General features: G+C 45.3%; 11 protein-coding genes. 8 read left to right on the top strand and 3 right to left on the bottom strand.

The window, feature by feature from the left end; genetic code table 11:
• Positions 1-446 precede the first annotated feature (446 nt).
• From RID53_RS23705 to RID53_RS23725, 5 genes are all read left to right on the top strand, one after another.
• Positions 447-1,466 carry an aldo/keto reductase gene (locus tag RID53_RS23705; RefSeq protein WP_446390443.1) on the top strand — a complete coding sequence of 340 codons (1,020 nt, stop codon included), beginning with the start codon at positions 447-449 and terminating at the stop codon, positions 1,464-1,466.
• 80 nt (positions 1,467-1,546) lie between these two features.
• Positions 1,547-2,689, top strand: a complete 1,143-nt coding sequence (ribD, locus tag RID53_RS23710) for a bifunctional diaminohydroxyphosphoribosylaminopyrimidine deaminase/5-amino-6-(5-phosphoribosylamino)uracil reductase RibD (RefSeq protein ID WP_446390444.1) — start codon at positions 1,547-1,549, stop codon at positions 2,687-2,689.
• Between the two features lie 204 nt (positions 2,690-2,893).
• The gene (locus RID53_RS23715) at positions 2,894-3,520 is read left to right on the top strand and encodes a hypothetical protein (RefSeq protein WP_446390445.1); all 627 of its coding nucleotides are present in this window, start codon (positions 2,894-2,896) and stop codon (positions 3,518-3,520) included.
• 116 nt (positions 3,521-3,636) lie between these two features.
• Positions 3,637-5,295, top strand: coding sequence for an ABC transporter substrate-binding protein (locus RID53_RS23720; protein WP_446390446.1), 1,659 nt, complete (start codon positions 3,637-3,639; stop codon positions 5,293-5,295).
• A 388-nt stretch (positions 5,296-5,683) separates the two neighbouring features.
• Entirely contained in the window at positions 5,684-5,917 is a 234-nt protein-coding gene (locus RID53_RS23725; RefSeq protein ID WP_446390447.1) for a hypothetical protein, read from the top strand.
• A gap of 117 nt (positions 5,918-6,034) precedes the next feature.
• On the opposite strand, the gene RID53_RS23730 is transcribed toward RID53_RS23725, so the two are convergent.
• Both RID53_RS23730 and RID53_RS23735 read right to left on the bottom strand, forming a co-directional pair.
• Positions 6,035-6,526: a DUF3368 domain-containing protein gene (locus RID53_RS23730; RefSeq protein WP_446390448.1), complete on the bottom strand. Its 492-nt coding sequence runs from the start codon at positions 6,524-6,526 to the stop codon at positions 6,035-6,037.
• Positions 6,523-6,768: a UPF0175 family protein gene (locus RID53_RS23735; protein ID WP_446390449.1), complete on the bottom strand. Its 246-nt coding sequence runs from the start codon at positions 6,766-6,768 to the stop codon at positions 6,523-6,525. The genes RID53_RS23730 and RID53_RS23735 overlap by 4 nt, the downstream gene beginning before the upstream one ends.
• Before the next feature lie 233 nt (positions 6,769-7,001).
• Here RID53_RS23735 and RID53_RS23740 point away from each other — a divergent pair, with 233 nt between their 5' ends.
• The 3 genes from RID53_RS23740 (at position 7,002) to RID53_RS23750 (ending at position 13,028) form a co-directional block, all read left to right on the top strand.
• The gene (locus RID53_RS23740) at positions 7,002-7,907 is read left to right on the top strand and encodes a vWA domain-containing protein (protein ID WP_446390450.1); all 906 of its coding nucleotides are present in this window, start codon (positions 7,002-7,004) and stop codon (positions 7,905-7,907) included.
• A gap of 353 nt (positions 7,908-8,260) precedes the next feature.
• Positions 8,261-11,560 carry a tubulin-like doman-containing protein gene (locus RID53_RS23745; protein WP_446390451.1) on the top strand — a complete coding sequence of 1,100 codons (3,300 nt, stop codon included), beginning with the start codon at positions 8,261-8,263 and terminating at the stop codon, positions 11,558-11,560.
• A 226-nt stretch (positions 11,561-11,786) separates the two neighbouring features.
• A complete protein-coding gene (locus RID53_RS23750; RefSeq protein WP_446390452.1) occupies positions 11,787-13,028 on the top strand; it encodes a COP23 domain-containing protein in 1,242 nt (413 codons plus the stop codon).
• Positions 13,029-13,072: 44 nt separating this feature from the next.
• Here RID53_RS23750 and RID53_RS23755 read toward each other — a convergent pair whose 3' ends face one another.
• A complete protein-coding gene (locus RID53_RS23755) occupies positions 13,073-16,210 on the bottom strand; it encodes an AAA-like domain-containing protein (protein WP_446390453.1) in 3,138 nt (1,045 codons plus the stop codon).
• Positions 16,211-16,218 lie beyond the last annotated feature (8 nt).

Here is a 16,218-nt window from a genome sequence, read left to right on the forward strand (position 1 = left end):
AAGCATTGACTCGACCTGCTCAATGACTGCTAGACTCATATCATACATGAGTTTTAAGGCCAATCAGGATGTCTGGAAAGAAAATTTACGATGAGCCAAAACGCAGGTTTACGATGACATTGACCGAAACAGCTATCAAATAGTTAAAGATAAAACGACTGGAGTTGGGCGCTAATAGCCTTAGCGACGTAATAGAACGGATGGCGCGACATTAAAACTTACCCAAAAAGTCAAAATATGGGTAGCTTTGGGCAAGTATTTGGTTACAGTTGCTTACCCTTTTAAGTAGGCTGGTGGAAATCAACCCAACACGATTAATTTCTGCAAATAGACCTTAAACCCTGACATAAACGTAGCTTGCTTCTCAAGGGCAGCGAGTATGACGAATGACAAATGACGATAAGAGCCGTTAACTTTAATTGTCCCCACCTACTTCCCTCCTAACCATGACTTTACCTGAATCCAGCCGATTGCAATTGACCCCAGATTTGAACATCTGTCGCCTCCTAAATGGCTTATGGCAAGTATCTGGCGCTCATGGACGCATTGATCCCAAAAAAGCCATTCCCAGTATGTTTGATTATCTAGATGCTGGCTTTACCACCTGGGATCTCGCCGATCATTATGGACCGGCGGAAGATTTTATTGGCGAATTTAAGCGTCAACTGGTGGCGACTCGCGGTGAGGAAGCGTTAGCAAACATGCAAGCCTTTACCAAATGGGTACCCCGCCCAGGTCGGATGACTCGACAATGGGTGGAGAAAAATATCGATCGCTCTCGCCAACGGATGGGAATGGATTGCCTGGACTTGTTACAATTCCACTGGTGGGACTACCGCGATCGCAACTATCTGGACGCCCTCAAGCAGATGGCACAACTGCAAGCCGAAGGGAAAATCAAGCATCTGGCGTTAACCAACTTTGATACCGAACACCTAAAAATTATCATCGACGCCGGGATCAACATCCTCTCCAATCAAGTCCAGTATTCCCTGATTGACCGCCGTCCTCAAGTCAACATGGAACCGTTTTGTCAAGACCATGACATTAAACTTTTCACCTATGGCACCCTCTGCGGCGGCTTGTTATCAGAAAAGTATTTAGGACAACCTGAACCGGGTTGGGCAGAACTGTCTACGGCTAGCTTGAGAAAATACAAGAACATGATTGATGGGTGGGGCGGTTGGCGTTTATTTCAAGAGTTGCTCACCGTACTCCAGGATATAGCGACTCACCATAATGTGAGTATTCCGAATGTAGCCGTGCGGTATATCCTCGATCAGCCAGCCGTAGCTGGTGTGATTGTTGGGGCGAGGTTAGGCATATCGGAACATATAGACGATAATGCCAGAGTATTTACCATGACTCTCGATGCCAAGGAAAAGGAAAAGATTGAAGCCGTATTAGTCAAGTCTTATGATTTGTATCAAATCATTGGCGATTGTGGCGACGAATATCGACGATAAGCCAGAAAAGACATTCCCGAATCCGTGATCTGGGGGGAGTATACTCTAAACTCAAGAATAACCAGAAAGATAGCAGACCAATGGAACACTCTCCCGTTGACGCCCAACCTGATACTCAATCAGTGTCATCGGCGTCTCCTCATTGGACGCCATTTGATCACACGATGATGCAACGGTGCATCGAGCTTGCTCGCCGTGCCCTCGGACGAACTAGCCCTAATCCTTTAGTGGGTGCTGTCATTGTCCGAGATGGAGTGATCGTGGGAGAGGGATTTCATCCAGGCGCAGGTCAACCCCACGCAGAAATTTTTGCTCTCCGTCAAGCGGGTGACAAGTCTCAGGGAGCGACAATTTATGTCAACCTAGAGCCTTGTAATCACTATGGACGAACACCCCCCTGCACAGAAGCCTTAATTGCCGCAGGAGTGGCTAAGGTTGTCGTCGGTATGGTTGATCCCAATCCTCTCGTGGCAGGGGGTGGAATTGAGCGGCTGAGAAAGGCGGGGATTGAGGTTGTCGTGGGTGTGGAAACGGAGGCTTGTCGCCAGCTTAATGAAGCCTTTATTCATCGCATCCTGCATAAGCGTCCCTGGGGAATGCTGAAATATGCTATGACACTCGACGGCAAAATTGCCACCGCCAGTGGTCACAGTGCTTGGGTGACGGGTCAAGAGGCGCGGCGGTATGTGCATCAACTTCGGACGGCTTGTGATGCCGTTATTGTCGGGGGTAATACTGTGCGTCTGGATAACCCTCATCTCACCAGTCACGATACCGATACTCACAATCCATTGCGAGTGGTCATGAGTCGCACCCTAGACTTGCCCATCGATGCCCGTTTATGGGAAACCGCTGATGCTCCCACGTTAGTTTTGACCGAGATCGGAGCCAATCCGGATTTACAGCACCAGCTAGTGAACAAGGGAGTAGAAGTGATTGAAATGACGCCTCTGACACCCGCCAAGGCAATGGCGTATCTGTACGACCGACAGCTTTCAACGGTGTTATGGGAATGTGGTGGCACTTTGGCAGCCAGAGCGATCGCGGATGGCACAGTCCAAAAAGTACTGGCATTTATTGCTCCGAAAATTGTCGGTGGTATAACAGCGCCCTCACCTGTTGGGGATTTAGGACTAGCAAGGATGACAGACGCCCTGACGCTTGAACAAGTCAGTTGGCGTCAGCTTGGATCAGATTATGTTGTGGAAGGCTATGTGTCATGAATTTATAAATTATGAATTATGAATTATGAATAACCGAAAAAGAGGTTTAAGTTTTACCGGTTGTAAGAACGGGTTTCACGATTATCGTTTCTTGCCACCCGAATGCCGCTAAACCCGCCCTGACTCAGTGCTGGCTTGGAGAGAAGCGAGTATAACAAATGACGAATGACAAATGACGAATGACGAATGACGAATGACTAAAAAATGCTTGAAGTAACCATTTTCAGCGTGTTAGTCGGCAATCTGGGTTGGCAATCAGTAGTTGTCAGTACATGGCTGCGCTGGCGACAGATGATCGGGAGTCATCATTATCAGGAGGAGGAAGAGGAGATTGTGATGGGTTTTGAGGCAAAAGAAGACTCAGCGTTATTACAGCAGCGACAAGCGAACGGCACGATTGACCGTATGAGTCATCCAGAACAACCTTCAGTAGACCCGCAACTGGTTGGCTGGGAATTCAAAATTGTGCGATCGCACCGGGACTTATTTCATAAACCGGCTGTGTTTCAACAACTGTGTGAAGAAGAAGCCTTGGCGGGTTGGATCTTATTAGAAAAACTCGATGATCGGCGCGTTCGATTTAAGCGACTGATTGCGTTACGGAATATCATTGATCCCCAACAGCTACCGTTTGATCCCTACCGTTGTTATTATGGGTCGTCATGGACTGCCCGAAGTTGGTTGGGTCTAGTCGCCGTGCTGATTGCGATCGCAACTCCTGCCTATCTGAGTTATAGCCTCGTTTCCAACCTGCTACACGACTCTCCAGAGGCTTCACCCCCATCTCCTTACCAAGATATACCTGCCCAGGATTTCCCACCCGCGCCGTGACGTGATTATCTTTAATCCTACTCTGAACCTTTATTGGTAACGGTTGAGCGTTTGTGCAGCCAACCCTCGTTATCAAAAATTGGATATTGGAAACATCCTAGAATAGTAGACAAAGCGTGACTAAGGCTAGGAGAGTGGGCAAGGTGAGTTCACAAGGGAAATGGATCTGCGATGGTGAACCGAAAAATAATGATCAGTCTTATGTTGGTACAGGTTCCCATGCTCCCCACGACAATTATGGTCCAGATTGCTCAATCTGTGGCTTGCCCAGAGAGGCGATGCAGAAAAAAACGGTCATGTCGGGTAAGGGTGTTAAAATACCACGATTTTCCCTACCGATTCTAGTGGCGATCGCACTCTTAGTTCTGTTGGGTGGTGGTGTGAGTTGGTATCTGGCGACAAGGGACAATCAGACGCAACCTGTCACCGATAATGAAACGCCAACACCGACGTCACCCTCACCCCAGAACTCTACCGCTTTACTCAGTGATACCGCCAGTCCAAGTAATGCTTCACTGATGAGTCAGGGTGAAAAGATATTACTGGATACAACATCTGCCAAACAAGCTGGCGCGGCTGCATTTGCTCAACAAGATTGGGATCAGGCGATCGCACAATATCAACAAGCGACGACTTCTGACCCCAATGATCCAGAAAGTAAACTCTATTTCAATAATGCCAAAGCTAGGCAAATCGGTAATCCATTGGCAATCGCGGTTGTAGTTCCGATTACGCCGAGTGAGAATGAAGCCAAAGAAGTGTTGAGGGGTGTCGCATCGGCACAGGCGGAATTTAACGCCTCTCCAACACCAGCCAATCGCTTACTGGAGGTGATAATTGTCAATGATGATGGCACAGGTAAAACTGCGTCTTTGGCAGAGGATTTAATTCAATTCCCCACTGTCTTAGGCGTGATTGGACATGGGGTTGATGCCGGAACCCGACAAGCGATCGCACAATATGAAAAAGCTGGGTTAGCCGTAATTTCACCCGTGAGTACCAATGTGACACCTGACCCGACAGGTCAGTCTATCTTAAAAACTATTTCTCTGGCTCAACAAGACCAGGAATTACTCACCACCTATTTACAACAAGTGGGTGAAACCTTGGCAAATTATGCCGCCCAACAATCCTCTCCGGCATCGGTGGTGGTATTTTACAATTCTGACAGTCCCTATAGCCAAGCTCTAAACGCTCAGTTTACCGCCGCCTTGTCTCAAGGTAAAGGTAAGGTGGTGAAAACGGTTGATATTACTGCTAATCCGAATATTGACCCCGCCGGGGAAATTCAGAGTGCTACTCAAGCGGGTGCAACAATGGCATTTCTGGCATTGAGTAAGAATAAAGTAGATACCGCGATCGCACTCGCTCAGGCAAATGCTGCTCAAGCTGAAAACCCGTTAGGTTTAATTGGGGGAGATGAACTTTATAACCCAACCATTTTAATTCAAGGGGGTGATGCGATCGCGGGAATGGTACTGGCTGTTCCTTGGAGTTGGCAACCCGACAATGCTTTTGCCCAAGAAGCCGCCCAGATTTGGCGAGGTAGAATTAGCTGGCGTACCACCACAGCTTATGATGCAACAGACGCCTTAACGACAGCGTTGAGTCAGAACCCCACTCGCACCGGAGTGTACCAGCAGCTTAATCAAGGGATTCCCATTTCTGGGACAGCACAAGACTTTAATCTGTTTAATCAAATCCCTCTGGTTAAAGCCGTTCCTGGTTCTGCGGGTCCGACGGGTTCGCGGTATCAGTTTGATCCGGTACAGTAATATAGATATTAATTTTCTCGTCATTCTGAATTCCCTAACAACACAGATAACGATAGGCTTCCAGAATATGAGAAATACATTCTAACCCAAAGATTTGAGGAGAGGGCGACCCGATCCGATTGAGTGGACTAGAGTTGTTCATTTATGGAAGCGGGCATCCGTGTCAACTTAAGGTCAAAAACCAATGCTGGCAAGGTTTTCAGCTATGTCTATTTACTGCTCAAAATTTCCCCCTCATCCCCTAACCCCTTCTCCCACCGTGGGGAGAAGGGGAACCAGATTCTCTTACTCCCCTCTCCCCGGCGTGGGAGAGGGGCTGGGGGAGAGGGGTTGAGCTTAAGTTGACACCAATGGGAAGCGGGTCGCCCCTACAAGGAAGGCAAGGATTATGAAAAATTCACAAGCTTCTAAATTTCCTAACAATAATATAGGTGACGAGATGCTTCCAGAATATGACTTTGACTATAGCAAAGCTAGCCCGAATCGTTTTGTCACTCAAACTGATGACTCTCCTGTAACAGTTACCCTGGCTCCAGATGTGGCTAAGGTTTTTAAGACATCGGAAGCCGTTAATCATGCCCTGAGAGCCTTACTTTCTGCAATGTCTGAGGTGACAAAATGAGATTATGTCCAGTCTATATCTCTCTGTGCTGTAATTATTCAGAGGCAAAGCTGATCCAGAATATCCCCTCTACGTCGCTTTTATACCAAGTTGCATTCACTGTATTAGATCATGTCTCTACTCGCCAGCCGCTTGCAGAACATCTGTGTAAAGCTGCTGACTGACTCTAAATCTTGCCTGCACAATCAAATCATCCATCACAGGCTTAACCGCCGAAATCATCCCCAGACGTTTAGCTGTAACCAAAACTCCTAAAAGTCCCTTGACTTTCAGTCCATATCTGGACGCAACGGTTCTACCCAATTGTTCATCAATCAGGAGCAAATCAGCATTGAGTTCAAGCGCCAGGGCAATGGCTTCAGCTTCGCCAGCGTCCAGTTCTTCACGCAGGGACTCGATCAGCTCATTATCATTATTGGTAAGATTCTGGATTTGAATCCAATCAAGTGTAGGGACAGTTGCGGCTTGGGTGTAAATTGTCGCCACCTGAGCGATTTCATCGGCAACAGCAGTGGGAATAATTATAGTGTGGTAAACCTGTTGCAGTAGAGGGAGATTCCCCAGAACGGCTAAGTTACTGATAGGTGAAGTGTTGCTAACGACAATCATTGTGGATACAAAGTATTAATTGTTTTAAGATCTTCTTTGAAATCCGCAACATCGTAATGAACACAGATATCCCGACTGGCAATCAAATGCTGGAACTGGATTAGATTCATCCCCAGTAACCGACTGGCTTTGCCGATGCTGATTTTTTTCTGCTGGAAAAGCATTAGCACAATTTCTTGAATCAACTCGGCTTCTGAGAGTCGTGAGGCTTTAACGATTTCATCAGGAATGGTAACGCTCATGCTTATACCTCGCATCCATATAAATAATCAACACCTATAATTCCCCTGGTTTGGGCAACCCGCTTGCACGAATGAACACCACCCATCCACTCAATTGACTCGGATTGCCCTTTCCTCAACGGAGAATGAAACCTTCCGCCGGAACGTTTCTACCCGATTGTACAAATTGCCCAAACCAGGGAAGCCTTATAATACAGGATAAAACACTGATTTAAAATTCTATAGGATTTCTGGTGCTTCGTTATCGTCGCCGTCTTTGGTTGTATCCCCTATTCCAAATCCCCTTAATCTGTTTGGGTATATGTTTAGTCGCGGCTGTATTGTTTGCCTTACTCGGACTGGGTAGACCATCGGTAGCCGTCGCGATCGCGTTAGATTTAAGTAGCAGTACCTTCTCTGAACCCTCCCAGTTTAACCAACCGGGTACGGTGATGTATCAGGAAGTTATCGCTGTTGAGTCTTATCTTGACCAAAATGCTCAACTGTTAAGAGTTCCTAATCAAATTCAGGTCTTTGGTTTTGCGGGAGTTGTTTTACCCCTGACCGATTCCTTTCAAACCGATAGTCAACAGGTAAGTGCTGAATTGAACCAGGCGTTGCAAAATCCTAACCTGATTCAGCGAATTGTACCGGGTACAACGGATTTGAATTTAGCGATTCAGGAAGGAACAGACGCCTTAAGTCCAATTCAGGATCATTGCCGGGAATTACTCTTAGTCACCGATGGGGAAGCTGACGTTGATGCTGAGGTGATTCAAGCCGCCGCCGCCCGTCGGGTGAAGATTAACGCTGTTGTCGTGGGTGGAGACGCGCCTGATTTACGCAACGCGGCTGCTACTACAGGTGGGATCTATCACTCTGGTCAAGTCACCAATTTAGAAACTGTTTTCACGAATCAATTCTTTAGGAATTTTAACAGTAATCGACGCTGGGTTATTTTTTGGCTGGGTGCGGCTTGGATTTCTCTGATGTGGTTACTCATCCTCCCCTTAGATCGCTGGATTTTCCAAGGATGGCTAAAACTGCCCATGAATCTCGCGGGTCAATTAGCGTTAGGCAATGCCTTCTTCTGGACAGTCGCCACCCTTTTAATTGTTTGGCATTTAGCTAAAGGATTACCATTTATTTCACTATGTTAATTGTTTCATCTATAGCGTTTTCATTTGAGTTGTGAACCCCACCCCTGCCCTCCCCTTGCTAAGGGGAGGGTTTGGGAGGGGTAATATTTTCACGTTTCATTTGGAACTGCTATATTACTCAATCCAATCCTCTTTTCATTAGAGTCTCACACCTCTATCAATCTGTGAAATCAGTGCGACTAACCTGCCAAAGCCCCAGCTCAATGATTGCTGTAAATCTGTGGAATCAGTGTTTTTCTATGGTATACTTTTCATTATGGGAAAATATGCCTGCCTATAGACTCGACACATAAGGCTTCAGACAAAAAGCGACAACCCCTACCAATTCTCGTTCATTCACCAAAGAAACCACCATGGCAACTCAAGTCGAAGAAAAAAGCATGGTTCCCACTATCCTCATTGGGATTGGTGGCACCGGTGCCGAAATCGTCTCCCGAGTCCGACGCTTAGTTGCAGAAACCTACGGCAACTTAACCAACTTCCCCATCCTCAGCTTCCTGGTTATTGACACCGATAAAGACTATAAAATCAACAACCCCGACGCCGCTGGTTCCCCTTTAAAAGATAACGAAAAACACTGGGCAAGTGTCAGTGGTAAACAAGTCCGGGATATGGTGTCTAATATGGAAAACTATCCCTGGATTAATCGCTGGTTTCCTAGAGAATTAGAACGCAACATCACCTCATTAGAAGCCGGTGCCGGACAAATTCGTGCCTGTGGGCGATTTGCTTTATGGTGTAACTATCACGAGATTCGGGATAAATTTATCGCCGCCTGTCAACGGGTGAAAGGGCGGGAAAATTTTATGTTAGATCGCTATGGAATAAAAGTGAGTACCAATGCGATTAATGTCTTCATCACGGGGTCTTTATCCGGGGGAACGGGCAGTGGAATGCTCATCGATATGGGCTATAGTATTCGCAAGTGGTTAGAGGGAGAAGGCAGTCCCCTCATTACCGCCATTGTCCCCATGCCGAATGCGTTTGTGGGAATTAGTGTAGGCGATCGCGTTTTGGCAAATGGCTATGCGGCTTTAATGGAATTAAGTTATTTCTCCGACTACCGCACCGAATATGTTGCCCAATTTAGTAATAGTTTAACCGATGAAATCCGCAGTCAACGCCCTCCCTTTGATTTCACCTATTTAGTCGGCACTAAAAACGGCGAAAGTGACTTTAAACTGGATCAATTGCGGGAAATGATTGCTCAGAACATTTTCCTAGATTTAACCTCAGATTTTGCCCCCCATAAACGCTCAATTCGCGACAATATTAAGGGGGCTTGGGCGCAGGCTGATCCGGGGGGACGAGGGTATCCCAAGAACTTTATGAGTTTTGGTTTGTCTACGATAGAAATTCCTATCGCTCAAATTAGAACATCTTTATCGAATCGTTTGGCAAAGGATTTAATTGGGTGGTGGTTGAATGAGTCGGTGCAATTACCGCCGCAATTGTTGGAATTGGTGCGAGGGGATATCCTGAAGCGGATGCGGTTAACTGAGGCGGAATTAATTGCTGATTTATCAGCGGCGGCAGATCGGTCTTATTTAGCCGTCATTTCTGAATGGGTCAATAGTATTCGTAATGAAATTGCCACCGATAACTGGCTGCAATGCACCCAGCAAGGGGTGAAGATGTTGGCGTCGGAAAAGGGGAAGATTCTGCGATTTGTCGATGGGTATCTCAAGCCAAAGGTTGATAATTATCGCACCGATCATTTTCGCGAAATTAGTCCCGATGAACGGTTACATGGGGACTTCCTGAAAAAGATGTACGATAACCGAGATCAATTGATTAAACGGGGGCGGAAAGCCTTAGAGGATGAGTTTTATCAGATTCTAGAGAACCGCCGTCAAGGACCTAAATTTGCCGATGCTTTCTTAGCAACGGTGCGACAGATTTTTGAGGATGCCAGTGATAAGTTTCGCCGGGAACAGGATAAAATTTGGTCACCGAAGGAATCGGAACGCCAGCGACAATATGAAGCGGCGCTGCAAGATATTACTGAATTTAAGGATAAGTTTGGTGTGACCAAACAAGCCAAAATGGAGGAGTATTGTGAATCAGCCCTGATCGGGTTAGAAGGCTGTTTAACGGCAACGATTCAGCGGAAGGCACGGGGTCTCGGATTGGAGGTAATTAGTCGGTTACAAGAACATTTAACGGTATTAGAGCGGCGATTCAACCGATGGAAGCAAAAGCTGATTCAGGCACGGGATTTGTATCAGGAAAAAGCGAATCGGCAGGCGGAGAGTGCGGATGCTTTAGTGATTAATGGGATTAAGTTGTATGACCGACAGGAACTGAATGGATTATATCAGGATTTAATTGAGCAGTTGGCAGGGGCGTCGGAGGGGAGTCAAACGGCTTATGAGATAGGCATGAATGGGGTATGTAGTACGGTATCAGAAGAAGTGCTGAATTTAGCCAGTCCCTTGTGGAAAGAAACCCGGATGGCAGATGAGGTAATGCGGTTATTTGATATTACCGAAATCCCGGATGTGCAAGATGAGGATTTGCGGCAGATTATTTTGGATCGCAGTCAGGCGGTGGTGGCGAAAGCCCCGCAGAGTAGTAAATTGCAGCAAGACTTAGCCGCGTGCGATCGCCTGTTCAAGGTATTTAATGATGATGCGGAGATTGTGAATAATTTACGCATTGCTTATAACAAGTCTAAACCGTTAATTCTGCTTGCGCGATCGGTGTTAACCGGGAAAGATGCTGGATTTACCCCCGCAACGAATACGAATGTAGCGCTATTGGGTGGGCGGAATACCAGTGATCCAGCCGCACAGAAAATTATCCCTAAATTAGAAGAATTTCTGGGAAATGAGGAATCGATGAAACCCTTGGGAGATTTAGAACGACATCGCCTGGTATTTGTCCAAGAAACAGGCGGATTTTCCCTACGTTGTATTGATGGGATGAAAGAATTACGCCAATCCTATCAAGATTGGAAAGGGGAAAGTATTGTGGCGAAACGGGCGCAGTTACGGGGAGAAAGTCGCGATTTACCGATTCCCGTACATCTGCAAAAAGAACCGCCGTTTTGGGATGTGTTTCCTGAAGATCCGGCTATTTTTAGTTTAGTGGTTCAAGCACGGGCGCTGGGGGTATTGCGTCAAGAGGAAAATCGCACGACAAAGGAAACGGTGATTCGCTATACTCGGCAAACGGCAATTGGTGCAGAATCGGTAGATATTGCTTCTAGTTGGGAAGAAGCGTCTCAGGTGTTGGAGGTGTTAGCTTGTCGCCCAGATAGGGAAGAGATTCAGCGTCAAGTGATGCAGAAGCTGAATGCAGCAGAAACGCCCAGACAAAAGCAAGCCATTTTTGGGCAATTGACACAGTATTTGGAACAACGGGCGTTGGAGTTGGATAAGCAGGGGGGAAAAGATAGTCCTGATTATAAGCGAGAGGCGCGGATTTTGTTGGATGTGATTGAGCGGTATAAATTGAAGGTAGAGAGTCAGTCTGTGTCGCCAGGGGTTGTGCAGCAGCCTCGGAGTGATGGGGGGAATGCGCCAACTCAGATTGAGGCGAAGAGTGTAACGCCGCAAGCCCATGTTTTCTGTACGAATTGTGGGACGAAGAATCCTAGTAATTCTAAGTTCTGTTTTAAGTGTGGCACTCAATTGGTTAAATTGAACTGAAGGGTGTGATAACTTTAACTGATATGTTGTATTCGTAATTCTACGAACTACCGAAATACCTATACCGGTTACTGACTTATAACTGAATTGTAACTGAATTATGTATATAGCCTAAGAAATAAGGATATGATCTGATTAGCTTGCCAATAATGGTTCAGCAAAATCTAATTGCGATTTTATTTTTTGGGTCAATCAAGTATTTGGCAGTATTTTGAGCGGAGTAACTATGAAAATTTGGTCGTTATTATTAGGTACTGTCGCCGTGACTCTGGGTGTTACTACATCGATGAATTTGTCTAGTCATGCCCAAGAGCGAGCGCCTACAACGTTCTACTGTGGTAGTCATAATGGTCAGCCAGCAACAATCGCTCGGCATGCGACACGGGGAGAAGTAGTCTTGATTATCTGGAGTAGCAGTTATTTTTCTAATTATGGCTATCCTCCTCAACGGCGCTGTGAAGAAGTTTCCCACAGGTTTCAACAAAATCATCAAAGTGGAGTATTAAACTATATTTCTTCTGGTAGATATAAGGGTTTTCCTGCACTATGCGCTTCTCGTAGTATCTCTGATAGGGTTGTTCAATGTCCTGCTGAAAGAGTTTTAGTAACCCTAAGACCCGGAGAAGATCCTCAGGAGGTGATTTCGCAATTGGCTAATATAAATACTGGCAGTTCAACTTCTCCATTGATCTTTTATGAAGATCACATTCAACAATCAGGAAACCACTATATTGCAATTGATGTTGGTGTGTGGATCAGATTCGCCCAATATTCAAGAAATTCTTCAGAATACATAAACTCTATTTCATGTAACTATTCTTTATCTAGACCCTGCCAAGATGAATCTAATAGACCTGATGTGCAAAAACTAGCTACAAGCTTCACAGTTATCATTGTCAGTTATAAAAGTGTGCTGGAAAATGAAAATAGAACAGTTATTGTTGGTTCTGGAGCAATCATTGCTCAACAAGGAGACACTTATTATGTGCTGACCAGTGAACAAGTGGTCAACAATATAGCTGACTATGAAATTTTTACTCCTGATAAAAAAAACTATCCTGTCATATCTATTGAAAGACTATCTAACTCTGATTTAGCTATTTTAGAGTTTAAGAGTGAAAGAATCTATCAAGTTGCGGCAATTGGTGATACTAGTCGCTTGACTGGAGGAAATGCTGTGTATATTAGTGGTGACTTATATTTAGACGAAACACAAATATATCAGCTAGCTGAGGGACAACTTACTGATACGGCAATTCCTGCTGATACGGCAATTTCTAGCCATAGAGCGCGTCTAGATTATACTAACGTTACCACAAGACCGATGAGAGGTGGACCAGTATTGGATGATAAAGGTGATCTAGTTGGAATTCACTTGAATGCTGGTTCTGGTATTCCAATAGACGTTTTTTTACAAGCAGCACCATCAGAGTTATTGAACATTATGTACAAGAATGATTATCCTTGATAATTGACAAAGCTTAAGCCTTTAATATATTGAGAGATAAAAAACTATCTATCCAAGCAGATATTGAATTCTTTTCTAATTTGAGGATGAGTAACTAGGTAATTTTCTAACCAGTCGCATCCTTGATTTAGCAATGCATCTAAGTCGTCCAGATCTGGAGTTTTTTCTCCTAATAGTTGTTTAAACGACGGCTTAGATAACTGCCATAGTCTGACTACACCATCTTCTCCGGCGGTAGCGAGTCTCTGTCCATCCGGACTAAAACTTGAACTATACACCTTGCCTTCATGACCAAATAATCCAAGAGGAAATCGGCTAGATTGAGTAGTTTCCCAGAGCCATACTGTACCATCCTCACCAGCAGTGGTAAGAATAGGGCGAGAAGGGTCAAAGCTAAGGTGATTTATTCCAGATTGACGGCTATCAAAGTCTTCTACCTTCTGTTCTGCTACATTCCAAATTCGGACTTGGCTATTCTTACCTGCCATAGCAATCTGCTTTCCGTCAGCGCTAAAAATGATACTTGTAAGGATACTACTGCTACCCCTTGCTTCCACTTTCTGTTGTCCTTCTAGTGTCCAGAGTTGAAAAATGCCATCCTCTCCACCCGTGGCAATCAACTCTCCATCCGGACTAAAATTTACAGTTGTTACCGCATTTTGAGAAACTTGCCATTGAGCTTTAAGTTGCCCTATCAAGTTCCAAATCTTAACTGTACCATCCTTGCCACTCGTCGCAAAAAGTTGTCCATTTGGGCTAACACTAAAACTGGTAACGCCACCGGAATTAACTTGCCATTGAGTTTGTTGCTGTCCAGCTAAGTTCCAAATCCGCACAGTACCATCCTCACCCGCACTAGCTAGATGTTTTGCAGCAGTTATAAATTGCACACTACTCACACCACCAGAATGCGCTTGCCATTGAGTTTGTTGCTGTCCAGCTAAGTTCCAAATCCGCACAGTACCATCCTCACCAGCACTAGCTAGATACTCTCCATCAGGACTAAAACTTACACTCATTACCCTACCTTGATGACCCTTCAATTGATTCTGCTCGTGAATACTATCCAAAATGACCTGTAAGTGCAACGAAGTTCTAGCTACTAGCTTGCTAGTGCTAGAATCAGGAGTACCATGTTCGGCAAATTTCTTGACCTTTTGTCCAGCCTGCATTATCAATAGCAGGGCTTCTATCTCTTTGAACTCTCTTTTGTCAACAGCTTTCTGTATTAATTCCTCAACCAAAAGCTTAGAGCGAGCATTGAATGCTTCTGTTTCAGCAACCTCGGCTCTCTGAGTTGCTAGTTGAACTTGCTGCTCGGCTCTGTCCAGTTCAATCGCTTTTTGCTGTGCCTGCTGAGTTACATTTTTTAAGGTTTTCCTTGCCGTGGTTAATTGTTGATTGGCTTCTTGAGCTTTCCTTTCAGCTTCTTGGCGTTCTTCCTTAGTCAATTGAACTTTTTGATTAACTTCTTTAAGTTGAGTTTCAACCGCTGTTAAGTGTTGGCTAGACTTTTGAGCCTTCCGTTCAGCTTCTTGGCGTTTATCTTCAGCTAATTTAACACTTTTATAAACTACTTTTAATTGAGTTTTGGCATCCTTTAATTGGTTATTTGCTCTTTCAGTTTCCTGTTCTGCTTGTTCCCATTTATCCTCAGCGACTTGCGCTTTTTGACTAACATCTTTTAGTTTTGTTGTCGCACCCGCTAGTTGGTGAGTTTTCCTCCCCGCATATAAACTAGCAGTTACGGCAGCAATTAAGGATATTAACAGCACAATTGAACCGATACGAATGCTTCTATTCGCTCTTCGTTGAGCCGCATATAATACTCGATTAGCTTTTTCTACACTCTCTAATTCCTGTCTAACTCTTTCTGCTTCTAAAGCCTTCTGACTTTCTTGCCGATCTAATTCTTGACTAGCATCTAAGAACCGATAATCTTGAGGCATTAAATTTTTGTCGGCTGCCCAAGCTTTGGCATCTTGTAAAGCCTTGCCACGCAATAACCGTGACTCATCCTGACCATGAGAATCTAGCCAATATTTCAGCGCCTCTGCATAAGGACGCAACTCCGACAACTCTTTAGCACTCCAAGCCCAATCAAAGACTAAACCATAGAGGCGGTTGTAAACTCTCAAACTGCCTTCTAGCTTCACCACCAACCCAGACAAACGCAGTTCCATTTGTTCGAGGCTGTCATCAGCAATAATTTCTCCCTGCTGCAAAATTTCCTGGTAAAGCCCCAACAATCGACCCTTACGCCGTTCATTCCACAGCAGGCGATCGCGAATTGTCCGCAAATGCTCTGGATTGTCCCGCGATTCCCAGTTCTTGATCAAGTGCGATCGCACTAATCTCTCTACTGCCTCTGCTTCCTTGCCAACCGCAATAAATGACCCCGAAGTAGCAACGATTTGGCAAAGCTTTTGAGTCAGAAATGGCTGACCCCCCGTCCAATCTAACACCACAGCTAACACCGCCTGGGGATCATGACTAATCTCAGCTAATCCCTTGGCTAACGGTTGTGCTTCCTGCAATTGAAAGCCATAGAGTTCAACGGCTCGTCCAATATTAAACGGGGTGCGCTTTTTATCTTCAATAAAATCAGAAGGCGTCGCCACTCCCAGTAATGCAAAAGTCAAGCGTTTATAAGCAGGCTTATCTACCCGTTGGTTGTAGAATGCTCGGATCAGGGCAAAAAAATCATCGGTCAAGAAATTTAAACTGAGAACATGATCAATTTCATCGATGAAAATTACAATATTTTCCGCTATCTCGACCAGCAGCACTTCCTCAATAAACTCTCGAAAACGCTGCACAGGTGATAGACAATTACGCTCTTGCCACCAAGTTCTGCGATTAACTTTTCCCGATAAATCGAACTCGCTGACTAAATCGTAGAACAATCCCATATACCAACTGGCTAGGGTATTCTTGTCACTACCAATCAGTGTCAAATCGAGAGCAGCACAGCGAATACCCTCAGCTTCCAGCCGTTGCATCGTTTGCAATCGCAAGCTGGACTTCCCCATCTGTCGCGAGTTCAGCACATAGCAAAAGTTTCCAGCCTTCAGCCCTTGATACAGGTTTTGATCTGCCTGTCGCGTGACATAACTTGGTGCGTCCGCTTCCAAGCTTCCGCCAACTTGATATCGGTAGGTTGAACCTTGCACTGTACTCATTTTCAACG

The organism is Coleofasciculus sp. B1-GNL1-01 (genome assembly GCF_040220235.1).
Lineage (GTDB): Bacteria > Cyanobacteriota > Cyanobacteriia > Cyanobacteriales > Coleofasciculaceae > Coleofasciculus.